Annotated in this window: 15 protein-coding genes, 1 tRNA gene and 1 pseudogene; 8 read left to right on the top strand and 9 right to left on the bottom strand. The window is 72.6% G+C overall.

Translation table 11 applies throughout. The features are described 5' to 3' along the window. The first annotated feature begins 230 nt into the window (after positions 1 to 230). On the top strand, positions 231 to 575 hold the full coding sequence (locus tag V7E46_RS27525; RefSeq protein ID WP_333770936.1) for a hypothetical protein: 345 nt from the start codon (positions 231 to 233) through the stop codon (positions 573 to 575). Positions 576 to 850: 275 nt separating this feature from the next. Here V7E46_RS27525 and V7E46_RS27520 read toward each other — a convergent pair whose 3' ends face one another. Beyond that, on the bottom strand, positions 851 to 1591 hold the full coding sequence (locus V7E46_RS27520; protein ID WP_333770935.1) for a GAF and ANTAR domain-containing protein: 741 nt from the start codon (positions 1589 to 1591) through the stop codon (positions 851 to 853). 232 nt (positions 1592 to 1823) lie between these two features. On the opposite strand from V7E46_RS27520, the gene V7E46_RS27515 reads away from it, so the two are divergent. Beyond that, the gene (locus V7E46_RS27515) at positions 1824 to 4766 is read left to right on the top strand and encodes an FAD-binding and (Fe-S)-binding domain-containing protein (RefSeq protein ID WP_333770934.1); all 2943 of its coding nucleotides are present in this window, start codon (positions 1824 to 1826) and stop codon (positions 4764 to 4766) included. A 138-nt stretch (positions 4767 to 4904) separates the two neighbouring features. Here V7E46_RS27515 and V7E46_RS27510 read toward each other — a convergent pair. Beyond that, positions 4905 to 5525, bottom strand: a pseudogene (locus tag V7E46_RS27510) (PP2C family protein-serine/threonine phosphatase); the annotation flags it as partial. A gap of 663 nt (positions 5526 to 6188) precedes the next feature. Between V7E46_RS27510 and V7E46_RS27505 the strand changes: the two are divergent. Together V7E46_RS27505 and V7E46_RS27500 are read left to right on the top strand one after the other, a co-directional pair. Continuing rightward, positions 6189 to 7595, top strand: coding sequence for a M1 family metallopeptidase (locus V7E46_RS27505; protein ID WP_333770933.1), 1407 nt, complete (start codon positions 6189 to 6191; stop codon positions 7593 to 7595). Between the two features lie 54 nt (positions 7596 to 7649). Beyond that, positions 7650 to 8450 (top strand): pentapeptide repeat-containing protein, encoded by an 801-nt coding sequence (locus V7E46_RS27500; protein ID WP_333770932.1) that lies wholly within the window; start codon positions 7650 to 7652, stop codon positions 8448 to 8450. Between the two features lie 43 nt (positions 8451 to 8493). On the opposite strand, the gene V7E46_RS27495 is transcribed toward V7E46_RS27500, so the two are convergent. Both V7E46_RS27495 and V7E46_RS27490 read right to left on the bottom strand, forming a co-directional pair. Beyond that, positions 8494 to 8570: transfer RNA gene (locus V7E46_RS27495), tRNA-Lys, on the bottom strand. A gap of 67 nt (positions 8571 to 8637) precedes the next feature. After that, a complete protein-coding gene (locus V7E46_RS27490) occupies positions 8638 to 9393 on the bottom strand; it encodes an IclR family transcriptional regulator (RefSeq protein WP_333770931.1) in 756 nt (251 codons plus the stop codon). A 335-nt stretch (positions 9394 to 9728) separates the two neighbouring features. Between V7E46_RS27490 and V7E46_RS27485 the strand changes: the two genes are divergently transcribed. From V7E46_RS27485 to V7E46_RS27475, 3 genes are all read left to right on the top strand, one after another. Next, positions 9729 to 10880, top strand: a complete 1152-nt coding sequence (locus V7E46_RS27485; protein ID WP_443054365.1) for an LLM class flavin-dependent oxidoreductase — start codon at positions 9729 to 9731, stop codon at positions 10878 to 10880. Positions 10881 to 11156: 276 nt separating this feature from the next. Further along, positions 11157 to 14423: a glycosyl hydrolase family 18 protein gene (locus V7E46_RS27480; protein ID WP_333770930.1), complete on the top strand. Its 3267-nt coding sequence runs from the start codon at positions 11157 to 11159 to the stop codon at positions 14421 to 14423. A 352-nt stretch (positions 14424 to 14775) separates the two neighbouring features. Further along, positions 14776 to 16224, top strand: a complete 1449-nt coding sequence (locus V7E46_RS27475) for a discoidin domain-containing protein (protein WP_333770929.1) — start codon at positions 14776 to 14778, stop codon at positions 16222 to 16224. Here V7E46_RS27475 and V7E46_RS27470 read toward each other — a convergent pair. The 5 genes from V7E46_RS27470 to V7E46_RS27450 all read right to left on the bottom strand — a co-directional run bounded on the left by V7E46_RS27470 (position 16130) and on the right by V7E46_RS27450 (position 21830). After that, positions 16130 to 16855 carry a hypothetical protein gene (locus V7E46_RS27470; RefSeq protein WP_333770928.1) on the bottom strand — a complete coding sequence of 242 codons (726 nt, stop codon included), beginning with the start codon at positions 16853 to 16855 and terminating at the stop codon, positions 16130 to 16132. The two genes, V7E46_RS27475 and V7E46_RS27470, sit on opposite strands and share 95 nt — an antisense overlap. Positions 16856 to 17322: 467 nt before the next feature. Further along, complete coding sequence (locus tag V7E46_RS27465; protein WP_333770927.1) at positions 17323 to 17832, bottom strand: ATP-binding protein; 510 nt, start codon at positions 17830 to 17832, stop codon at positions 17323 to 17325. Between the two features lie 288 nt (positions 17833 to 18120). Further along, positions 18121 to 18888 (bottom strand): enoyl-CoA hydratase/isomerase family protein, encoded by a 768-nt coding sequence (locus V7E46_RS27460; RefSeq protein WP_333770926.1) that lies wholly within the window; start codon positions 18886 to 18888, stop codon positions 18121 to 18123. Positions 18889 to 18945: 57 nt separating this feature from the next. Then, positions 18946 to 20193 (bottom strand): L,D-transpeptidase, encoded by a 1248-nt coding sequence (locus V7E46_RS27455; protein WP_333770925.1) that lies wholly within the window; start codon positions 20191 to 20193, stop codon positions 18946 to 18948. 440 nt (positions 20194 to 20633) lie between these two features. Then, positions 20634 to 21830, bottom strand: coding sequence for a L,D-transpeptidase (locus V7E46_RS27450; protein ID WP_333770924.1), 1197 nt, complete (start codon positions 21828 to 21830; stop codon positions 20634 to 20636). Between the two features lie 212 nt (positions 21831 to 22042). Here V7E46_RS27450 and glgX point away from each other — a divergent pair. Continuing rightward, the coding region (glgX, locus tag V7E46_RS27445; RefSeq protein ID WP_333770923.1) for a glycogen debranching protein GlgX at positions 22043 to 24359 on the top strand (2317 nt) is incomplete at its 3' end.

The following is a 24359-nucleotide window of genomic DNA, read 5'->3' as shown; positions in this document are numbered from 1 at the left end:
GGTGACTTCGCGGTGGCCCCCCGCCCTCCCTCGGGCCGGGGGCCGGCCGCGCGATTCCCCTGCCGCGGCTTCCCGCGCGGGGGTGCCGCTCGCGGGCTCTCGACGATGGCCCAGGGGCCGCTACCTCATCGCCTGCCTCGGCCCTTTTCGCGACATCGGCCGGTAAAGGCCCTCCTCGGTCGTGGCCCGCGGCAGAAGGATGGGGAGCCCACGAAGAGAAGGAGGCAGTCTTGCGCTCATTACATCTGCGTACGCTGATGGCCGTTGCGGCCCTGACGTTCTGCGGCTTCACCACGGCGACCGGCACGGCACAGGCGGCTACCACCGTGCACTGCGCCCACGGCACGCAAGGGCTGGGCACACTGCTCACGGGCTGCGACGCCTTCGTCGACACCGGAGGCCCGTACACGGTGAACGTGGACAGCGACAGTGTGATCTGCGCGCACCCCTGCGGCATCTTCGGCGGCTTGGGCTACACCATCCAGAATGCCGTCCTCACATGCCCCGACCTCGTCCCCTACGCGGGCGGATACCAGTCTTCTGCCTGCCCGATCGGCCGTTACGGATCGGCTTAGGAAGCTACGCGGGCAGGGCGTGAGGCGCCGGGCGGAGACGCCGCGGGATCCTGCGCGACCAGCCCTCACCGGGGGAAAGGCGCGATGCCGCCGCAAGTGGCCCCCACCCCGGACGAGCCCCCGCCGGGGGAAGGGCGCGGGACCGCCCGCAAGCGGCACCCACCCCGGAGCGCCCCGCCAGGGAACGGGGCGTACTGACGTGGGTGACGCTCACCCCGAACGGGGGCGGGTCCGACGCGGGTAGCGCTCACCCCGACAAGCCCCCGCAGGGGCGGTCAGGCGGGCGGGGGCAGGGAGACCGTCCCGTCGAGGATGCCGACCGCCAGGTCGGAGACGCGGAGCCGGTGCGCCCGCGCATACGCGCGCAACAGCGCGAAAGCTTCGTCCACGCTGACATGCCACCTCTCCGCCAGGACCCCCTTCACCTGCTCCACCGGAATCCTCGTGTCCAGCGCGGACTGGAGCTGAGCCGCCCGCCGCTCATGACGGCGGCGGGCCCGCCGCTGGAGCACCCCGATGGCCGCGGCGTCGGCCAGCGCGCGGGCGACCGCCGCGGACTGCGGCGGCAGCGGCCCCGCGGCCGTACGGAAGAGGACCACCGCCCCGACCACCTCCTTGCCGTGCCGCACCGGCACCGCGAAGACGGCCGCGTAGCCGCTGGCCAGCGCCCGCCGGGCGAAGTCCGGCGCGAGGGTGTCCGGCGGGCGGCCCAGGTCGGCCACGGCGGCAGCCGTACCGCTGTGGTAGCAGTCGGGCCCTGGACCGGCCGCGCTGAGCAGCCGCGCGGGCTCGCAGGACGCGCCGACCACCCGGATGTCCCCGCCCTCCTCGGCGAGCAGCAGCCCGGCCGCGGCGACGCCCGCGAGGCGCACCGTCCGCCCGGCCAGCCGCCGCAGCGCCGCGTCGGGCTCGCCCTCGTCGCCGAGGGTGTCGGTCAGCTCGACCAGGGTGTCGGCCAGCAGCCTGCCCCGCCGTGTTGACCCGTCCGGCAGATCACCGCGCAGATCACCGCGCACGCCGTTCCCCCTCCCCATCGGACCGGCTTCCCCCGTGAGTATTGCCGGTGACCGGCGGCCCCCGCCTCCGTCCCAAGGCTGAGACCGGGCCGGGAGCGGCCTGAGCGGGGGAGGAGACCGGCACGCGGAAAGCCGCGCACCGGTCCGTACTCGGGCATAGGTTGGCGAACGGTATGTTTCTCCGCCAGGTCTGGCCCCCCGCCCCGGGGGACCGCCGCCGAGGGAGGTCCCGATGCCCGTGCTCGAACCGAAGGGCGGCGCCGCGCTGCGGCCGATACCCGCGGGGGAGGCCGCACCGGACCGGGTGGAGGAGACCAGGGCCGGCGGCACTCCCCCCGCACTGCGGGCCGGCCTGGTCCGGCTGCTGGGCGCGGACAAGGTGCTGGGCGACCTCACCGACCTGGTCCGCTACGCGTCGGACGCGAGCCCGTACCGCTTCGTACCGCAGGCCGTCGTCGTACCGGAGAGCGTGCAGGACGTGGTGCGGCTGCTGCGCTACGCCCGCGTCGAGCGCCGCCACCTGGTCTTCCGGGCGGCGGGCACGAGTCTGAACGGCCAGGCGCAGGGCGAGGACATCCTGGTGGACGTACGCCGCCACTTCAGCGGGATCGAGGTCGAGGCGGGCGGCGCCCGGGCGCGTATCCTGCCCGGCACCGTCCTGGCCCGGGCGAATGCCGCGCTGGCCCGCCACGGCCGGGTCCTCGGCCCCGACCCGGCGAGCGCGATCGCCGCCACGGTCGGCGGGGTGCTGGCCAACAACGCCTCCGGCATGACCGCGGGCACCACCCGCGACTCGTACCGCACGGTCACCTCGCTGACCGTGGTGCTGCCGTCCGGCACCGTCGTGGACACCGGCGACCCGGAGGCCGACGCGGGCCTCGCGGCGGCCGAGCCGGAGATCTACCAGGGCCTGCTCGACCTGCGCGACGAGATCGAGGCGGACCAGCGGCTGACCGCCAGGATCCGCGCCAAACACACCCTCAAGAACACCAACGGCTACCGCCTCGACGCCTTCCTCGACGCCGACAGCCCCGCCCAGATCCTGCGCGGGCTGATGATCGGCTCGCAGGGCACCCTCGGCTTCGTCGCCGAGGCGGTCTACGCGACCCTGCCGGTGCGCCCGGCAGCCACCGCCGGGCTGCTGTTCTTCCCGAGCCTGCCCGCCGCCGCCGCGGCCGTGCCGCACTTCGCGCAGGCGGGCGCCGACGCGGTCGAGCTGATGGACGGCAATGTGCTGCGCGCCTCCACCGCCGTGCCCGGGGTGCCGAGGGAGTGGGCGGACCTGCCCGAGCGGTGCGCGGCGCTACTGGTCGAATTCCGGGCCGCGGACCCGACGCAGCTCGCCGCGTACGAACGGGCCGCCGAGCGGGTCTGCGCCGACCTCGGCCTGATCGCCCCGGTACCGGCCGCGGAAGGCCACGGCGGCTTCACCCGCGACCGGGAGCGGATCGCCGCGCTGTGGCGGGTGCGCGAGGCGTTCGTGACCGCGGTCGGCGGCGCCCGGCCGCCCGGCACCACCCTGATCACCGAGGACTTCGCGGTGCCGCCGGACCGGCTCGCCGAGGCCTGCGCCGAACTGCTCGACCTCCAGCGCAGGCACGGCTTCGACGCGGCCGTCGCCGGCCATGCCGCCCACGGCAATCTGCACTTCCTGCTCACCTTCGACGCGGGCCGCGCCACGGACGTGGAGCGCTACGCCGCCTTCATGGACGACTTCTGCCGTACCGTCACCGAGCGCTTCGACGGCTCCCTCAAGGCCGAGCACGGCACCGGGCGCAATATCGCGCCCTTCCTGGAGACGGAGTGGGGGCCGGCCGCCACCGCCCTGATGTGGCGGATCAAGGCGCTGCTCGACCCGGACGGCATCCTCGCCCCGCACGTCGTGCTCGACCAGGACCCGCGCGGGCACCTGCGCGGCCTGAAGACCATCCCGGTGATCGGGGCGGTCGCCGACCCCTGCATCGAGTGCGGTTTCTGCGAACCGACCTGCCCCAGCCGCGAGCTGACCACCACCCCGCGCCAGCGGATCGTGCTGCGCAGGGAGATGCTGCGGCAGCCCGCCGGGTCCCCGGTGCTGCGCGAACTGCTCGACGCGTACGGCTACGCCGCCGTCGACACCTGCGCCGGCGACTCGACCTGCAAGCTCGCCTGCCCGGTCGGCATCGACACCGGAGCCCTGATGAAGGACTTCCGGCACGCCCGGCACTCCCGTACGCAGGAGCGTGCCGCCGCGTCGGCGGCGACCCACTGGCGTACCGCCGAGCGGGCCGCCCGCGCCGCCGTCGCCACCGCCGACGCCGTACGCCGCCGGGTCGGCGACCGGCCGCTCGCCGCCTTCACCGGGCCGGCCCGGCGGGCGCTGGGGCCCGAACTCGTCCCCGACTGGCTGCCGGAGATCCCCGGCGCCGCGCCCCGCGCCCTGCCACGCACCGAGCGGGACGGCGCCGCCGCCGTCTACTACCCGGCCTGCGTCAACCGCATCTTCGGCCCGGCGGAAGGCCGCTACGGCTGGGTGCCGCAGTCCCTGGTCACCGTCTCGGCCCGGGCGGGCCTGCCGGTGTGGATCCCGCCCGGCGTCACGGGGACGTGCTGCGCCACGATCTGGCACTCCAAGGGCTACGACGCGGGCAACACCGTCATGGCCAACCGGATCGTCGAGCACGCCTGGGCCTGGACCGGCGGCGGGCGGCTGCCGGTCGTGGTCGACGCCACCTCCTGCACGCTCGGGCTCACCCGGGACGTCGTGCCGTACCTCACCGAGGAGAACCGCGGGCTGCACGCCGAGCTGACCGTGCTCGACTCCACGGTGTGGGCCGCGGACCACGTCCTGCCGCGGCTCACCGTGACCGGGCCGGTCGGCTCCGCCGTCCTGCACCCCACGTGCTCCGCGCGGCACCTGGGGCGGCCGGGGGCCGCGCTCGCGGAGGTCGCCGCGGCGCTCGCGCGGGAGGTCGTCGTGCCCGACGACGCCGGGTGCTGCGCCTTCGCGGGCGACCGCGGGATGCTCCACGAGGAGCTGACGTCCGCCGCGACGCGGGCGGAGGCGGAGGAGGTCGCCGCGCGCGGCTTCGACGTGTACGTGTCGGCCAGCCGGATGTGCGAGGTGGGGTTGGCTCGCGCTACGGGGGAGGCGTACGAGTCGGTGATCGTCGCGCTCGAACGCGCCACGCGCTGATCCCCTGGGGGTGCCCGGGGGCGCCCGGGGTGCCGCTCCGGGTACGTCCCGGGACCTTCCCCGGCGGGGGACGGGGGTCAGGAGGAGCAGGACGACGTCGTCCGAGAGGGAGCCGCCGGCGTGCCGGAGAAGGTCGGCGTAGACCCGCTCGACCGCCGCGTCCAGGTCCCGGCCCGCGTCGGCCACGAGGCCGCCCACCCGGTCCGCCAGCGGATAGAACGTGTTGTCCAGCGGGCTGCGCGCCTCGATCACCCCGTCCGTGCACAGCACCAGCACATCCCCCGGCCGCATCGGCACCCGCCACGGCTTGGGGCCGCCGGGGACGAGGTCGGCGAGGCCGAGCGGGACCCACGGCTCTGCGGGGTAGAGCGTGTCCACCGTGCCGTCCGCGCCGACCAGCAGCGGCGCGACATGGCCGTAGTGCAGCAGTTCGACGCTGTCGGGCCGGTCGAACTGCGCGAAGAGCGCGGTGATGAAGTCGCCGGTGGTGACGTGCCGCCCGACGCTGATGTCCACCCGCCGGGCGACCGTGTCGAGCCCGCCCTCGTCGAACGCGGCCTCGCGGAAGGCGCCGAGCACCACCGCCGAGGTCTGCACCGCGGCGAGGCCCTTGCCGCGTACGTCCCCGATGAGGGCCCTTACGCCGTGCGGGGTGTCCAGCACCGCGTAGAGGTCGCCGCCGATCAGCGCGGCGTCGGCGGCGGAGACGTAGCGCACGGCAAGCCGGACGTTGCCGACCCGCGGGTCGGGCGGGCGCATCAGGGCGTGCTGGGCGGCCTCGGCGACCGAGGCGATCGCGCTGAAGGCCTTGGCGCCGGTCTCCCGCCGCCAGGCGATGTAGACGCTGAAAAGGGAGACCAGGCCGTAGGCGAAGGCCTGCCCGAAGAAGACGTCGTGGTCGGGGATATCGGTGATGCCGTCGTAGGGGGCGAGGCCGGCCTGGACCAGCAGGCCGAGCACCCCGATGAAGAGCGTCTTGCGCCAGGTGACGGTGATCGCGGCCAGCGGCGGTGCCACCACGATGCCCGGTGTGAGGAAGTGGTCCCGGCCCGCGACGAGGTCCGCGCCGATGACTACGGCGATGGACGCCAGCGGCAGCGACAGGCCCATGCGCGCCAGATACTCGCCCTCCACCCGCTGGAGCGTTCTGGTCAGCCAGACAATCTTCACATGGTGAACCTATCCGCCCGCACCCGTGCCGTCAGCCGCCCAGCCGGATGATCGACTTCCTCCTGAGCTGCCAACGGCCCGGACGGCGGCGGTGTTCCCGTGGCGCGCCCGGTGGTGCCGCGGTGGTGTGTTGCGCCAGGTGAAGGTTCTGCGACAGACGGGGGCGACGGGGTGACTGGGACGGCCCGATCTTTCTAGGGTCAGCGTGTACCTGCCACCAACGGCCTATCCGCCCCGCGCTGGAGGACCCCTGTGCGCAAGAGAGTGATCGCGTCCGCTGCCGCCGCCCTCGGCTTCCTGCTGGTGATCCCGGCAGCCGCCGCCGATGCGGGACCGGGCGCGCCCGGTATCGGCGACCCGTACTACCCGACGTACGGCAACGGCGGCTACGACGTCTCCCACTACGGCCTCGACCTGAGCTACCAGCCCGCCACGGACACGCTGTCGGGCACCGCGACCATCCAGGCCACCGCGACCCAGGGCCTGACCAGCTTCGACCTCGACTTCGCCCTGACCGTCAGCAAGGTGACCGTGGACGGGCGCCCGGCGCGGTTCGCCACCAGCGGCGAGCAGGAACTCGTCATCACCCCGGCCCGGCCGATCCCCGGCGGCCACCGGATCACCGTGGCCGTCACGTACTCGGGTGTGCCGTCCGGCGTGGAGCGCTACGGCTTCACCTCCTGGCAGCGCACCGCCGACGGCGGGGTCGCGGCCAACGAGCCCGAGTCCGCCTGGTGGTGGTTCCCCAGCAACGACCACCCGCTGGACAAGGCCACCTACGACGTCGACGTCCGGGTCCCGGCGGGCGAGCAGGCGATCAGCAACGGCCTGCTGGTCTCCCAGCACACCGCGAACGGCTGGACCGGCTACCACTGGCGGCAGAACAAGCCGCAGGCCACGTATCTGGCCACGCTCGCCCTCGGCCACTTCGACGTCACCCACAGCCGCACCCGTACCGGCGTCCCCGTGATCAACGCGTACAGCACCGCGCTGCCCGCGGCCACCGCCGCCAACGCCAGGGCCGGCGTCGAGCGCACCGGCGAGATCATCGACTTCCTCAGCGGCTGGTTCGGCCCCTACCCCTTCGACGCGGCCGGCGGCTACGTCCCCGACGTGCCCTCGCACTTCTCCCTCGAAGCGCAGACCCGGGTCTTCTACAGCCCGGCCGTCTTCGCCACCGCCAACGGCATAGGCACCGTCGCGCACGAGCTGTCGCACCAGTGGTGGGGCGACGACGTGTCGCTCGCGCGCTGGTCCGACATCTGGCTGAACGAGGGCTTCGCCACGTACGGCAGCTGGCTGTGGTCGGAGCACGAGGGCAAGGGCACCGTCCAGCAGATCGCCCGGCAGACCTACGACTCCTACCCCGCGGACGACCCGTTCTGGACCGTGGAGCCGGGCGACCCGGGGCCGGCCAGGCAGTTCGACGACGCCGTCTACGACCGGGGCGCCGTCGCCATCCAGGCGCTGCGCACCACCATCGGCGACCGCGCCTTCCGCGCCCTGCTCAAGGCCTGGCCCGCCCAGCACCGCTACGGCAACGGCACCATCGCCCAATTCCGCGCCCTGGCCGAGCACCTCTCGGGCAAGGACCTGGGCGGCTTCTTCCAGACCTGGCTCTACACCCCGGCCAAGCCCGCCGTGCTCCCCGGCGGGTGACCACCGCCTGATACGGCACCATGGACCCGGGCGGAGCCGGCGAAGGGACCAGGGGTGGAGCACAGCGAGCTGCGGGCGGACTGCGGCAACTGCCTCGGGCTGTGCTGCGTCGCCCTCGCCTTCACCAGATCCGCCGACTTCGCCCGGGACAAGGCCGCGGGGGAGCCCTGCGGCCACCTCGGCGCCGACCACCGCTGCGGCATCCACGACCGGCTCCGCGACCGCGGCTACGCCGGCTGCACCGTCTACGACTGCTTGGGCGCCGGCCAGAAGATCTCCCGGCACACCTTCGCCGGGCAGGACTGGCGGGACGCCGCGGACGGCGGCCGGGCGATGTTCGCGGTGCTGCCGGTGGTGCGGCAGCTGCACGAAGTGCTGCGCCACCTCGCCGAGGTACGGAGCCTGCCGGCCGCCGCCGGGCTGCACGAGGCCGCGGCGGCGGCGGCCGAGCGCGTCGAGGCGCTGAGCCTGGGCAGCGCGGACGACCTGCTCGCGCTCGACGTCGCGGCCGAGCGCGACCGGGTGAGCGGTCTGCTCCGGCAGGCCTCCGAGCTGGCCCGCGCCGCCTTCCCGCGGCGCAGGAACCACCGCGGCGCCGACCTCATGGGCTCCCGGATGCGCGGCGCGGACCTGCGCGGGGCCGACTTCCGCGGCGCCTATCTGATCGGGGCCGATCTGCGGGGCGCGGATCTCCGCGGGGCCGACCTCACGGGTACGGACCTGCGCGGGGCCGACCTGCGGGGCGCCGACCTGCGCGGCGCCCTCTTCCTGACCGCCGCCCAGCTCACGGCCGCCGCGGGCGACCCGGCGACCCGGCTGCCGCGGACGCTGCCCCGGCCCGCCCACTGGTCGTGAAAAAGGCCCCCCACATGCCGTGGGAGGCCTTCGTCATCCTGCGTGGTGCGCCGCCAGGGACTCGAACCCCGGACCCGCTGATTAAGAGTCAGCTGCTCTAACCAACTGAGCTAGCGGCGCAACGAGGACAACTATACGTCCTTCCGGACGTGCTTCCGACCACCCCTCGGGGTCCCCGGGGCGCGGGTCAGATGCTCATCGACAGCAGGACGGGCGCGGCCCGTTCGTTGAGCATGTCGACGGCCGGCCTGAGGCGGTGGACCTCGGCCAGCGGCATCGAGAGGGCCAGGCAGGCGACCATCTTGCCGATCGTGACCGGGATCGCCGCACACACCGTGCCGACCGCGTACTCCTGGAGGTCGAGGGTGGGGACGGTGGCCGGCTGGCGTTCCAGCTCGCCCAGCAGCGTCCGGTCGTCGATCATGGTGCGGGAGGTGAGCCGGGCGGGGCGGTGCCGGGAGAGGTGTTCGAGCCGGCTGCTGTGGTCCAGCTGCGACAGCAGGCACTTGCCGACCGCGCTCGCGTGCGCGGCCGAGCGGAAGTCGACCCACTCGTTGACCCGGGGCGCGTTGGGACCGTCGGCGAAGTCGACGATACGGACCTCGCCGTCGTCGTAGCGGCTGAAATACACCGCGGCGCCGACATCGTCGCGCAATTGCGCCAGGACCGTGCGCAGCTTCTCGGCCAGCGCCTCGTCGTGGTTGGCGGCGCCGAGCATCACCGGGGTCTCGCCGATCACGTAGCCGCCGCCGGGCAGGAAGCCCAGGTAGCGCTCGCGTTGCAGCATGGTCAGGAGCTGGCCGAGGTAGCCGACCGGCACCCCTATCTCCCGGGCGAGCTGCTCGGCGCTGACACCGTGTCGGTGCGTGTCGACGGATTCCAGCACACGCAGTGCGTGCCGGACCGCGTCGACCGGCGCGGTCTGTCGGTCCTCTAGCGCCACGGTAGCCCCCTGCAGGTGTGACCGTTTGCGTCCCGGTTGTCGCTGCTGGTCACAGTCGGGGAACGGCACTGTCCCGGCCGGCAGCTTGACCGGTTTCAACAATAGCCCCAATACCGTTGCCCGGGGCAGCTGTTGGCGACTTCGCTGGGGCGCTGCGGGCGTCTGTGCAGCAAGGAACCTCTTCGGCATATGCCGAGGTCATTGCCCGATCGGATAAACCGAGGGGCTGGTCACGGGAATAACCGGATGAGTGCTCCGGTTGTGCGGCACGGAGCATTCCGTGTGCCGCGGCGCACGGCCGGACGATCAAGGAGGCGCTAGCTGTGGGTGACGACGTGGCTCGGGACGGCGGCGGCAACGGCACGGGTACGGACCGGGACGGGCGGCCGGCCGGTCAGGGGATCCGCGGCCCCGTCCGCGGCACCGCGCCCGTACCGCTGTCGGTGCTCGACCTGGCCGGCGTGGGCGCAGGTCTGACGGCCGGCGACGCGCTGCGCAACAGCGTCGAGATCGCCAGGACCGCCGAGGCCCGCGGCTACCACCGGATGTGGGTGGCCGAGCACCACTCGATGCCCGGTGTGGCCAGCTCCTCACCCGCGGTGATCCTGGCCCATCTGGCCGCCTTCACCCGCACCCTTCGGCTCGGCTCGGGCGGCGTGATGCTGCCCAACCACGCTCCGCTGGTGATCGCCGAGCAGTTCGGCACCCTGGAGGCGCTGGCCCCCGGCCGGATAGACCTCGGGCTCGGCCGCGCGCCGGGTACGGACGGGGCGACCGCGGCGGCGCTGCGCAGGACCGAGTCGCTGCACGAGGGCGCCGACGAATTCCCGCAGCAGCTCGCCGAGCTGGTCCGCTTCCTGGACGACGACTTCCCCGCCGGGCACCGCTACGCCCGGATCCACGCGGTGCCGGGCCCGGTGCAGGGCAGTACGGCCGGCGGGGTGCAGTCCGCCGGCCGGCCCAGCGTCTGGCTGCTCGGCTCGTCCGGTTTCAGCGCGCAGCTGGCCGGGGCGCTCGGGCTGCCGTTCTCCTTCGCGCACCACTTCTCGGCCGCCAACACCGTGCCCGCGCTGGCGCTCTACCGCGAGTCCTTCCGCCCCTCGGAGATCCTCGACCGCCCCTACGCCTCGATCGGGGTGGCCGCGCTGGCGACCGAGGACCCCGAGCAGGCCCGCCGCCAGGTGCTGGCCGGCGCGCTCGGGATGCTCAGGCTGCGGACCGGCAGGCCCGGGCTGATCCCGACCCCTGAGGAGGCGGCGGCCCATCCGTTCAGCCCGATGGAGCGGGAATTCGTGGACTCCTGGATGGCCAACATCGTGCACGGCGACCCGCGGACGGTCAGGGCGGGGCTCGACGCGCTCGTCGAGCGGACCGGCGCCGACGAGCTGGTGATCACCGCCAACGCGCACACGCCGGCGGTGCGGCTGCGCTCGTACGACCTCATCGCCGACGCCTACGGCTTCCCGAAAGACATCGCGGCCGGTTAAATACCGGTTTCCTGCCCCCGGGTGGTTCGACCTCGGACCGGCCGCCCGGCCTGCCTTAATCGAGACTTAAAGCCGCTCGTCACCCGGTTGACGAGCGGCTTTGCTCACGTCGTGAACAATCCGCGGGGCCGCTGGGACCCGTGAATTGGTCTAGTCCTGGCTTTGGTTCAGACCATTGACGTGCACTTGATCAGGAGGCTATTCATACCCCACAGCCCCCTGTTGTTCCTCCCTCTCCCCCCGGAGGTTCTTGTGCAGTCCAGGAAGAGAGCGCTCGTGGCCGCCGCCACGAGCGCCGCGCTCGCCCTCGGCGCGTTCACCGCGCTGGTAGGCGGACTCGGCACCGCCCAGGCGGACACCACCGCCGCAGCCGCGAAACCCGCCGCCGCCGCGGCGCCCGCCGCCGCGAGCAGCGGCGGGGTCAAGATCGCCTACTACGACCAGTGGAGCATCTACGGCAACGCCTTCTACCCCAAGAACCTCGACACCGAGGGAATCGCGGGCAAGCTCAACATCCTCAACTACTCGTTCGAGAACATCGACCCGGTGAACCTCACCTGTTTCGAGGCCACCAAGGCGTCGGACTCGACCAACGAGTCCAACCCCAACGCCGGTGACGGAGCGGGCGACGCCTTCGCCGACTACCAGAAGTCCTTCGGCGCCGACATCAGCGTCAACGGCACCGCGGACACCTGGAACCAGCCGCTGGTCGGCAACTTCAACCAGCTCAAGCAGCTCAAGGCGAAGTACCCCAACCTCAAGATCGTCGCCTCGATCGGCGGTTGGACGTACTCGAAGTACTTCTCCGACGCGGCGGCCACCGACGCCAGCCGCAAGAAGCTGGTCAGCTCCTGCATCGACATGTTCATCAAGGGCAACCTGCCCGTCCAGGGCGGCTACGGCGGCACCGGTGCCGCGGCCGGCATCTTCGACGGCTTCGACCTCGACTGGGAGTACCCGGGCTCGCCCAACGGCCACACCGGCAACCACTACAGCCCGAACGACAAGGCCAACTTCACCAAGCTGGCGGCCGAGTTCCGTACCGAGCTGGACGCCTACGGCTCCGCCAACGGCGGCCGGAAGATGCTGCTCACCGCCGCGCTGCCGTCCGGCCAGGACAAGATCGCCACGGTCGAGACCGACAAGCTCGGGCAGTACCTCGACTACGCGAACATCATGACGTACGACATGCACGGTGCGTGGGACGCGACCGGTCCCACCAACCACCAGGACCCGACGTACCAGTCGCCCAGCGACCCGTCGAACCCGATCGCGCCCGGCACCGCCAAGTACAACACCGACGAGGCGATCAAGGCGTGGACCACCGGTGACCCGGCCTACGGCATCCCCGGCGGCTTCCCGGCCAGCAAGATCACCATGGGCTACCCGCTGTACTACCGCGGCTGGACCGGGGTACCGGCCGGCAGCAACCACGGGCTCTACCAGTCGGCCACCGGCGCGGCCCCCGCACGCGGCATCAGCCAGGTCGCGGGCACCGCGTACTACAAGGAGCTGACCGGCCTGGTCGACAACCCCTCGACCACCTTCTGGGACCCGGCCTCGCAGTCCAACTGGTTCTACAACGGCACCGAGTTCTGGACCGGTCTGGGCGCCCAGGGCATCCAGGCCAAGGCCGACTACGCCCACTGCCACGGGCTGGGCGGCTCGATGGTCTACTCGCTGCTCGACCTGGACCCGGCCGCGACGCTCTTCAACAAGATCGTGACCGCGACGAACGGCTCGGCCGCCGGGTGCAGCACCCCGACCAACCCGCCGACCACCCCGCCCACCTCGCCGCCGCCCACCGGCACCGAGGCGAAGATCCACGACATCCAGGGCGACACCCGCAATTCGCCCTTCGCGGGCAAGGCGATCACCGGCGCGACCGGCATCGTCACCGGCGTACGGGACTACGGCTCGTCCAGGGGCTTCTGGGTGCAGGACCCGAACCCGGACGCCAACCCCCGTACCAGCGAGGGCATCTTCGTCTTCACCAGCTCCAGCCCGACCGTCGTGGTCGGCGACAGCGTGTCGGTCGCGGGCACCGTCTCGCAGTACTACCCGGGCGGCGCCACCACCGGCGCGCAGGCGGTCACCGAGATCACCAAGCCCACCGTGACCAAGGTGTCCTCGGGCAACCCGGTGCCGGCGCCTGTCGTGCTCAATGACAAGAGCGTCCCCGACGCCTTCGTGCCGAGCGCGGGCGGCGGCAGCATCGAGGACCTGCCGCTGCGGCCCGCCGACTACGCGCTCGACCTGTACGCCTCGCTCGAAGGCATGAACGTGCAGATCAACGACACGCGGGTGGTCGGCGCCAGCGACGCGTACTCGGAGCTGTGGGTGACGGTCAAGCCCAAGCAGAACCCGACCAAGCGCGGCGGCACCCTCTACACCGGCTACGACCAGCCCAACTCGGGCCGCCTGATGGTGCAGTCGCTGATCCCGACCGCCACCTCACCCTTCCCGACCGCGAACGTCGGCGACACCCTCATGGGCACGACGTCCGGCCCGCTGGACTACAACCAGTTCGCCGGTACGTACGCGCTCCAGGCGAGCACCCTGGGCACCGTCAAGAGCGGCGGCCTGCAGCCCGAGGTCACCGGCAAGGCGTCGGCGGACCAGGCGACCGTGGCCACGTACAACGTGGAGAACCTGGCCCCGGGCAATCCGCAGTCGAAGTTCGACGCGCTCGCCCAGGGCCTGGTGCACAACCTGCGCTCGCCCGACATCGTGGCCCTGGAGGAGATCCAGGACAACAACGGCGCCACCGACGACGGCACCGTCGCCGCCGACCAGACGCTGCAGAAGCTCACCGACGCGATCGTGGCGGCGGGCGGCCCGCGCTACCAGTGGCGGGAAATCGACCCGGTCAACGACAAGGACGGCGGTGAGCCGGGCGGCAACATCCGGCAGGTCTTCCTGTTCAACCCGCTGCGGGCCGGCTTCACCGACATCCCCGGCGGCGACTCGACCACCCCGGTCGGCATCACCGGCACCGGCGCCGAGACCGCGCTGACCGCCTCCCCCGGCCGGATCGCGCCCGCCGACCCGGCGTGGAACAGCAGCCGCAAGCCGCTGGTCGGCCAGTTCACCTTCCGCGGCAAGACGCTGTTCGTGATCGCCAACCACTTCAACAGCAAGGGCGGCGACCAGGGCATCGACAGCCACTTCCAGCCGCCGGTGCGCAGCTCGGAGGTGCAGCGGGTGCGGCAGGCGATCCTGGAGCACGACTTCGTCCAGCAGCTGGAGACCGCGGACAAGAACGCCCGCGTGGTGGTGCTCGGCGACCTGAACGACTACCAGTTCTCGCCCGCCGTGCTGAGCCTGACCGGTAACGGCAGCGTCCTGACCGACCTGGTCAACACGCTGCCGGCCAAGGAGCGCTACTCCTACGTCTACGAGGGCAATTCGCAGGTGCTCGACCACATCCTGGTCAGCCCGAAGCTCGGCAAGAACGTCGACTACGACGTGGTGCACATCAACTCCGAGTTCGCGAACCAGACCAGCGACCACGACCCGCAGGTGATCCGCGTCAAGCCGTAGCACCGAGGCGTGCGCAGCAGGGGGGGGGGGGGGGGGGGGGGGGGGGGGGCGGCCCCCCCCCCCCCCCCCCCCTCTCCCGGCTCACCGAGGGTGACGGCTCAGCCCNCCCCCCCCCCCCCCCCCCCCCCCCCCCCCCCCCCCCCCCCCCCCCCCCCCCGGCTGTTTCGCGGGTAAGGGCTTTCCCCCGACCGCCGCGGCCGGCCACCCTGTTCACCTGCGTATCCTGCGCAACACCTTGACGCCGGATGAGGGAGGTACTAGAAAACTCCCTGCTCGAAGAGAGCGCTCTCAAGCACGTCCCAGCGGAACGCTCGGCACCCCCCACAGGGCTCATCGGGACAGGAGACCACGCATGTCCAGCGGACACGCACCAACACCCCCATCGGCGCGGGAGCACTCGGCAGGCCGCCCCACCGGCCTGCGCCGGCTGCGCGGCAGGGCGCGGCTGACACTCGCCGCCCTCACCGTCGGCGCGCTCAGCCTGACCGGGCTCGCGGTCGCCGCGGCGCCCGGCGGCGCGGCCGCCCCGACGGCCGCGGCGCCCGCGCTCGCACCGGCCGTGGCACCCGCCGCGATCCCGGCGCCGCCGGCCGGCTTCACCACCACCTGGAGCGACGACTTCAGCGGCGGCGCCAACACCGGCGTGAACGGCGCCGACTGGAAGTACGACACCGGTCCCGGCAGCAGCTTCGGCACCGGCGAGATCGAGACGATGACCAACAGCACGTCCAACGTCTTCCAGGACGGCAACGGCCATCTGGTCCTCAAGGCCCTGCACAGCGGCACCGACCCGCGCTCCGGCTGGACGTCGGGCCGGATCGAGACGCAGTCGTCCTCCTTCGGCGCGCCCGCGGGCGGCGTGGTGATGATGCAGTCCTCGATCCAGCAGCCGAACCTCACGACCGCCAACGGGGCCGGCTACTGGCCGGCGTTCTGGATGCTCGGCTCGACGCTGCGCAGCGGCGTCGGCTGGCCGACGTCCGGCGAGGTCGACATCCTGGAGGACATCAACTCCCGCAGCTCCGTCTTCGGCACCCTGCACTGCGGGGTCAGCCCGGGCGGCCCGTGCAACGAGTCCACCGGCATCGGCAGCGGTGAGCGGGCCTGCTCCGGCTGCCAGACCGGCTACCACACCTACGCGGTGCAGATCGACCGCTCGACCTCGCCCGAGCAGATCCGCTGGTACCTGGACGGCGCCAACTACTTCACCGTGAACTCCACCCAGGTGGACGCCACGACCTGGGCGAACGCGGTGGACCACCCGTTCTTCATCATCTACGACCTGGCGATGGGCGGCGGCTTCCCCGACGCCTTCGGCGGCGGCCCGAACGCCGCCACCGTCTCCGGCGGCCAGATGAACATCGACTACGTGGCCGTGTACAACAAGGGCCCGGGCAGCACCACCCCGCCCGCCGGCGGCAACCTCTCGCAGGGGAAGACGGCCACCGCGTCCTCGACCGAGAACGCCAGCTTCCCGGCCTCGGCCGCCGTGGACGGCAACACCGGCACCCGCTGGTCCAGCGCCTTCGGCGACCCGCAGTGGCTCCAGGTGGACCTGGGCGCGAGCCACACCATCAGCCAGGTCAAGCTCAACTGGGAGGCGGCCTACGGCAAGGCCTTCCAGATCCAGACCTCGGCCAACGGGACCACCTGGAACACCGTCTACACCACGACCACGGGCACCGGCGGCAACCAGACGCTCAATGTCACCGGAACAGGCCGCTACGTACGGGTCTACGGCACACAGCGGGCCACCGCGTACGGCTATTCGCTGTACGAGTTCCAGGTGTTCGGCAGCTGAGCGCCGCCGGCCGCTGAGCACCGCGGCACCCGCCTGACGGGCGGGCCGGACTCCGGTCCGGCCCGCCCGTCATCCGTGCAGGGGGGCGGGGTTGCCCTGGGGACGGGCGCCGGGGCTCCAGGACGATCCGCAGCCGGGAACCTGAGGGGTGCGGGACGACACGCCGTCCCGCACTCCCCGTCGTCGCCGCCCGCCGCCGTACCCGCTCGGGAACCCGGGGAGGACCCGGGGTCGCGAAGACCACATGCCGCAGCAGCAGGAAGCGCGCCATCCCGGCGAGCCCGGAGGCGGCGAGGTAGACGCCCTGCCGCAGCAGCACACCGCCGGCCGGGTGGAATCCGTCGAAGGCGAGCATGGCCCCGGTGGTGAAGGCGTACGACAGCGCGACGGTGAGCCCGCCGGCCGCGTGGTCGCTCCAGCCCGCCCGGCCGCGCCCGAAGGTGAAGCGCCCGTGCAGCTCGGTGGCCAGGACGGTGGAGGCGACGGTGACGACGGCGTTGGCGACCGCGAAGGGCACCCGGTGGCCGATCAGCAGCAGCGCACCGCCCGCCAGCAGGGTGACACCGCCGCCGCAGATCACAAAGCGCACGAAGGCGGCCACCGGTCCGCTGCGTGCCGTCGGCGCCGCCATGGTCAACTCCTCGGTCGGGGGCGGTCGCTGGGCGGCGACCGGCTCATGGACGACTCTGTCGCAGCGGACGGCCCGGCCTATCCGGTCCATCCCCCATTACGGGCTGGGGCTACCCCCACTCCCGTCTCGGGGTCATACCCGAGTCACCATGCCAATGACAACATTAGAAGCTTGTAAGGAGAATTTCCCGTGATTTACAAGGCGAGTGGTGCACATCACCCGCATATCACCAGATGAATTGTCGCTGATGCCCGATATAAGGAGATAAGCGGGGTTGACCCGCCCCGATCCGCGTGCGACAGTCGGGTCAACGGCCGCACGACCCGAGCATGGCCGTTCCACAGGCGCCGCGGACCACACCCCCCTGCTTCGCGGCGGTCACGAAGAGGCCCTTCCCGCTGTCGTTACCCCGACGCGAAGGGCCTCTTCGCATTCCGCCCGCGGTCCGTTCCCGCCGTCCGGCGCGGCTACCGCTCGGGCACCCGCAGTTCGAACCAGGTGGTCTTGCCGCGCGGCTGGAGGTCGACGCCCCAGCGGTCGGACAGCCGGTCCACCAGGAACAGGCCGCGCCCGCTGGTGTCGAGATCGCGCACCGGCAGCAGGCAGGGCAGCGCCCGCGAGGGGTCGCGCACCTCGACCCGCACCCAGCCGCGCCGCCGCCGCATCCGCAGCCCGAAACTGCGCGCACCGGTGTGCCGCACGGCGTTCCCGACCAGCTCGGAGACGAGCAGCTCCACGGTGTCGGCGTACTGCGGCAGCCCCCACATCCGGATCACCGACAGCGCCAGCCGGCGGGCGGTGGAGGCGGATTCGGGGCGCGAGGTCAGATGGACCTCGGCGGCCGACGGGTCGAGGCCCAGCACGCCGCCGACGGCGTCACCGGCCGTATCGGCGCCCTCGGCCAACACCGGTGCGGCGCCCGCGGCGGTCTGTGTGGTCACCCGCTGCGGCTGCTCGGATCCTCCGCTGGCCGCCATGACTTCATCATGGCCGCACCAGCCGCACCATGGGTGCCAACCCAGTGAATCGACGAAGGAGAATGAGGCGTTCCGTCCGGCCGTGTCGGTATATTCCGGCGGCAGGATTCATCGTATGGCGGCCATTCCCACCTGCGGCGTTGGTGACGCCGACCAGCCGGGTGACCGGTGGCGGCCCGTACGCCCTCAAGACTTTCACACGGTTGCCTCAAGGAAGGCCGCCACCTGCGGGCTACCCCTGTTCGACCGTCCGTACGGGAATCGTACGGATCTCGCCCCGCTGCCGGGTCAGCGGAATTCGGCCTTGCCGGGACCCTGCTCGACGAAGCTGCGCATCCCCGTCTCGCGGTCCGCGGTCGCGAACACCCCGGCGAAGAGGGTGCGTTCGAGGGCCAGGCCGGTCTCCAGGTCGGTCGCGAGGCCGACGTCCACCGCCTGCTTGGCGGCCCGCAGCGCGTAGGCGGGACCGCGGGCCAGCCGGGCGGCCCAGGCCAGCGCCCGGGAGTGCACCTCGGCCGCCGGCGCCACCTGGTCGACCAGGCCGATGGCCAGCGCCTCGGCGGCGCCCACCATCCGCCCGGTGAAGATCAGGTCCTTGGCGCGGGACGGACCGACCAGCCGGGCCAGCCGCTGGGTGCCGCCGGCCCCCGGGATCAGCCCGAGCAGGATCTCCGGCTGGCCCAGCCTGGCGTCCTCCGCGGCGATCCTGATGTCCGCGCACAGCGCCAGCTCGCAGCCGCCGCCGAGCGCGTACCCGGTCACCGCGGCCACCACCGGCTTGGGGATCAGGGCCACCTCGGTGAAGGCCTCCTGGAGCGGCCGGGAGCGGTCGACCATGTCCTCGTACGACATGGCCTGCATCTCCGGGATGTCCGCGCCCGCCGCGAACACCTTCTCGCCGCCCCACAGCACCACCGCCCGCACGTCGGGCCGCGCCCCGGCCTCCCGGGCGACCTCCCTGAGGCTGTCCTGCGTGGCGCTGTCCAGGGCGTTCATCGGCGGCCGGTCCAACCGGATCGTACCGACGCCGTCGTCGACTTCGAGGGTCACAGTCATGCACGCGAGACTACGACGAACCCCGCGCGGGCAGGCACCGCGGGCGGCCGGACGCGCTCAGTCCTTCCACTGGCTCCAGGGCATGTTCCAGCCGTTGAGGCCGTTGTACCACTGGACCGTCTTGTCCTTGGAGTTGACGACCTGGACCACGTCGCCGACCAGCGAGCTGTCGTAGAACCAGGCGGCGGGCGTGCTCGCGTCACCGGCGCCGCGGGTGTCGCGCATGCCGATGCAGCCGTGGCTGGTGTTGCTCTTGCCGAAGACCGAGGGCGCGGCCCAGTAGTTGCCGTGGATGAAGGTGCCCGAGTTGGTCAGCCGCATCGCGTGCGGCACGTCCTTGATGTCGTACTCGCCGCCGAAGCCGACCGTGTCGCCGTTCATCCGGGTGGTGATGTACTTCTCGGAGATCACCATCTTGCCGTTGTAGGTGGTGTGCTCCGGTGCGCCCGAGGAGATCGAGATGGTCTTGACCGCCTTGTTGTCGCGGTAGACGGTCATCGAGTGCTTCGCCGCGTCCACGACGCTGACCTGGCGGCGGCCGATGGTGAAGTGCACCTGCTTCTGCTGCTTGCCGTAGACGCCGGGGGCGCCCTCGACGCCCTTGAGGTCCAGGTGGAGGGTGACCTTGGTGCCGGCCGCCCAGTATTCGGCGGGGCGGATGTACAGCTCCTGGCTGCCGTTCCAGCGGGCGGCGACCGGGACGGACGGGGACGCGGTCACCTTGACGCCGTCCTCGACGGCCTTCTTGTCGGTGATCGGCCGGTTGAACCTGAGGTAGACCTCCATGCCGACGCCCACCGTGGAGCCGTCCTCCGGCGTGAAGTAGCCGACGAAGGTGTCCTTCGGGGTGACCGTGGTGAAGGTCGAGTGCTTGTCGGACTCGTGGCCCGCCGGGTCCGTGGCGGTGGCGTCCACCGTGTACTGCGTCGAGGTGTTCAGGTGGCCGGTCGGGGTCCAGCCGAGCCCGTCGGCGCTGATCTCGCCGGGCACCGCGCCGCCCTTGTCGTCCTTGACCACGACGGTGGACAGCTTGCCGCCGGTCGCGGCGACCTTGAGGGTGCCGGTAGTGGCCACCTCGTCGGCGCCGTCGTTGGGCGCGATGGAGACCACCGCGGTCGAGGCGACGGTGTCCGCGGTGGCCGTCGCACCGCCGGCCGGCGCCTTGGGGTCACCGGCCGAGTCGCCGCCGCTCCCGCCGCCGCTGCAGGCGGTCACGAGCAGCAGCAGCGCGCCGAGCGCGAGCGCCGTCACGTTTCTCCTGACGCCAGGCGCCACACCTATCGGCTTCAATTCCGCTTCTCCCATGCCCGCTACCCGCGCTCACTGCCCTGGACTCCCCCGGGATGGCGCTAGACAACCACACCTTGGGCATGCTCGGGCACACGGGTATGTCACCATTGCGTCCCAGATATCTGTGTACCCGGGTGCGGCGCGCGTCAGCCGCCCCGGCACCGGTCGTACGGACGTGCTGACCGCCGTACGCACCCGGACGTATCAGCCCTTGCGCGGCCCGCCGGGCTGGGACGGGCGGGGCCTCGGCTCGGTACTGCACGCCATCTTCCGGCAGTCGGGGTTCGAGCAGGACATGTGCGTCACTCCTTGCTGTCGTGCGGTCGTACAACCGTGTCCGCCGGCACCGCAGGAGGTCGCGGTGCCGGACACGTGGTTGTCAAGATCGACGCACGACGGAGTGATTCGGTTCCACCTGTCGGAAGTTCACAGGTGAGGAACGGCGGTTCCGGGGGTTACAGCGCCGAACCGGCGGTCCACTGCGGCCAGGTCAGGTTCCAGCCGCTCATGCCGTTGTCGGCGGCGACCGTCGTGTCGTGGGAGTTGACGACCCGGATCGGGTCGCCGACCAGCGAGTGGTCGAAGAACCAGCCGGCCGGGGTGTCGGCACCGCCGCCCTTGGCGTCCAGCAGGCCGATGCAGCCGTGGCTGGTGTTGCTGTTGCCGAAGACCGAGGGCGCGGCCCAGTAGTTGCCGTGGATGAAGGTGCCCGAGCGGGTCAGCCGCATCGCGTGCGGCACGTCGGGGATGTCGTACTCGCCGCCGAAGCCGACCGTCCTGCTGTCCATCCGGGTCACCGCGAACTTCTCGGCGATCACCATGACGCCGTTGTACGTGGTGTGGCCCGGGGCGCCGGCGGAGACGTCGAGGCTGCGGACGACCCGGCCGCCGCGGCGCACGGTCATGGTGTGCGTCGCGGCGTCGACCGTGGAGCGCTGGTCGCGGCCGATGGTGAAGTGCACGTCCTTGGACTGGGTGCCGTAGACGCCGGGCGCGGCCTCCACGTCGCGCAGCCGCAGCCGCAGGGTGACCCGGCTGCCGGGCTGCCAGTAGTCGGCCGGGCGCAGGTCGAGCCGCTGGTCGCCGAACCAGTGGCCGACGACGGGCGCGGCGGGCTCCGCGCCGACGGTGACGGCCCTTTCGACCGCGGCCCGGTCGGCGATCGGGCGGCTGAAGCGCAGGGACACGATCATGCCGTCGCCGACGGTGGCGCCGTCCTCGGGTGTGAAGAAGCCGATCACGGCGTGCTGCGGCACCACGGTGGTGAAGACGGCGTGCCGGGCCGCCGCGCGGCCCTGCGGGTCGACCGCGAGGGCGTCCACCGTGTACTGCGTGGCCAGCGAGAGCCGCCCGGCGGGCCGCCAGCTGCGCCCGTCCGCGGCCAGCGCCCCCGCCACCGGCGTGCCGTCCGCGGCCTTCGCGGTGACCTCGGTGAGGGTGCCGTCCTCGACGGTCACGCCGAGCGCGCCCTCGGCGGCGACGTCCTTGGCGCCGTCGCCGGGCGCGACCGTGATCACCGCCCGGGAGAGCCGGGACCCGGCCCGGTCCGCCGGTTTGCCGTCGGGACCGCCGCCGGTGGCTCCCGTACCGCAGCCGGCGATCACCAACGCGCACAGCACCGCACCCGTACCCGCGCGCACCGCGCGCCTCACTGCATTCCTCACGTCCCGTCAACGACGCCACCGCCGCCGGGGAAACGCGCCACGCGGCGCGTATCCGCCGGGTATCCGCGCAGGGCAGCCGCCCGCCGGTGGTGAAACCGGGCCCCCAGGTGGGAAGGAAAGGGGCAGGGACACGGCGGGCCGCCGGGCACGGGACGCCCGGGCGACGCCACAGCCGAGATCCGAGCCGTGGGAGGGAACACGTGTCGGAGACACGTCAATTCGGCATATCCGGGCGGGCTCAGGGCCGCCCCCCGCTGCCTGCCGCGGCACCGGAGCCGGCCGGCGATGTCGCCGTCGAGGACGGCCGCGGCCCGGACGGCGACGCGCGCCGCGCGCCCGGCAGCGCCTCCGGCAGCGCGGCCGGCACCCTCGCCGCTCCCCCGCCGCCGCGTACCGCCCAGGTCACCACCGGCCGCCGCCCGCGCTCCGCGCCGCGGCAGGCCGAGGTGTGGCCCGGGTCGCCGCAGCCGCTCGGTGCCCGCTTCCACACCGGACCCGGCGGGCGTACCGGCACCAACTTCGCGCTGTGGGCGGGCGGCGCGGAAGCCGTCGAGGTGTGCCTGTTCGCCCCCGACGGCACCGAGACCCGCGCGCCGCTGGCCGAGCTGACGCACGAGGTGTGGCACGGCTTCGTACCGGGCGTGCAGCCGGGCCAGCGGTACGGCTACCGGGTCGACGGGCGCTGGGACCCGTGGACGGGCGCCCGGTGGAATCCGGCGAAGCTGCTGCTCGACCCGTACGCACGGGCGGTGGACGGCGACTTCGAGCTGGTCCCCGAGGTCTACGGGCACGCCCGGGACTGGCCGGAGCGGTCGGTCGCCGACACCGTGCGCGACGACCGGGACTCGGCGCCCTTCGTGCCCAAGGGCGTGGTGGTGGACGACGATGACGACTGGGTGGACGACCACCGCCCGAAGACCCCCTGGGCCGACACGGTGATCTACGAGCTGCACGTGCGCGGCTTCACCCAGCGCCATCCCGGCATCCCCCCTGAGCTGCGCGGCACGTACGCCGGGCTCGCGCACCCGGCGGCGATCGCGCATCTGACCGGCCTCGGGGTGACGGCCGTCGAACTGCTGCCGGTGCACCAGTTCGCGCACGAGGACCACCTGGAGCGGCGGGGCCTGCGCAACTACTGGGGCTACAACTCGATCGGCTATTTCGCCCCGCACGCCGCCTACAGCGCCAGCGGCTCGGGCGGCCAGCAGGTGGGCGAGTTCAAGCGGATGGTACGGGCGCTGCACGCGGCCGGCATCGAGGTGATCCTCGACGTGGTCTACAACCACACCGCGGAGGGCGGCCAGGGCGGTCCCACGCTGTCGCTGCGCGGCATCGACAACCGCACCTACTACCGGCTCGGCGACGACCCGCGCGGCTACGCCGACTACACCGGCTGCGGCAACACCCTGGCCGTCACCCAGCCGCACGTGCTGCGGCTGATCACCGACTCGCTGCGCTACTGGGTGACCGAGATGGGCGTCGACGGCTTCCGCTTCGACCTCGCGGCGGCGCTGGCCCGCTCGATGCACGACGTCGACATGCTCTCGCCCTTCCTCGCGGTGATCGCCCAGGACCCGGTGCTGCGCCGGGTCAAGCTGATCGCCGAGCCGTGGGACGTGGGCGCGGGCGGCTACCAGGTGGGCGCCTTCCCGCCACTGTGGACCGAGTGGAACGACCGCTACCGCGACACCGTCAGGGACTTCTGGCGCGGCGCCACCTCCGACGTGCGCGACCTCGGCTACCGGCTGTCGGGGTCGAGCGACCTCTACGACTGGGGCGGCCGGCGCCCGTACGCGTCGGTGAACTTCGTGACCGCGCACGACGGTTTCACCCTGCGCGACCTGGTGAGCCACCAGCGCAAGCACAACGCGGCCAACGGCGAGGACGGCAGGGACGGCACCGACGACAACAGGTCCTGGAACTGCGGGGCCGAGGGACCCACCGCGGACCCGGCCGTCGAGGCGCTGCGCCGCCGCCAGTCGCGCAACCTGCTGTCCACGCTGCTGCTGTCGACCGGGGTGCCGATGCTGGTCGCGGGCGACGAGATGGGCCGCACGCAGGGCGGAAACAACAACGCGTACTGCCAGGACAACGAGACCAGCTGGGTGGACTGGTCGCTGCTGGCGGAGCCGGGCTGGGCCGCGCTGCGCGATCTGGCCGCCCGGCTGATCGCACTGCGCCGGGCGCATCCGGTGCTGCGCAGCGGCGGCTTCTTCTCCGGGCTGGCGTCCGCGCCCGAGGGGCTGCGCGATGTGGCGTGGTTCGGCGCGGACGGGCAGGAGCTGACCGACGAGCAGTGGTTCGCGCGGTCCGCGACGCTGGGGATGTACCTGTCGGGCGCCGACATCGCGCACCGGGACGCCCGGGGCGAGCCGGTGGTGGACGACAGCTTCCTGCTGATCGTGCACGCCGACCACCGCCCGGTCGCCTTCACCCTGCCGGGCATGCCGTGGGGCACGTCGTACGAGCTGCTGCTCGACACCACCGCCGAGTCCCAGTCGGCCCCGCCCCCGGCCC

It is taken from the genome of Streptomyces sp. IBSBF 2435, from assembly GCF_036815005.1.
Lineage (GTDB): Bacteria > Actinomycetota > Actinomycetes > Streptomycetales > Streptomycetaceae > Actinacidiphila.
The sequence above is the reverse complement of the archived record's forward strand: the minus strand, read 5'-3'. Positions and strand labels throughout refer to the sequence as shown.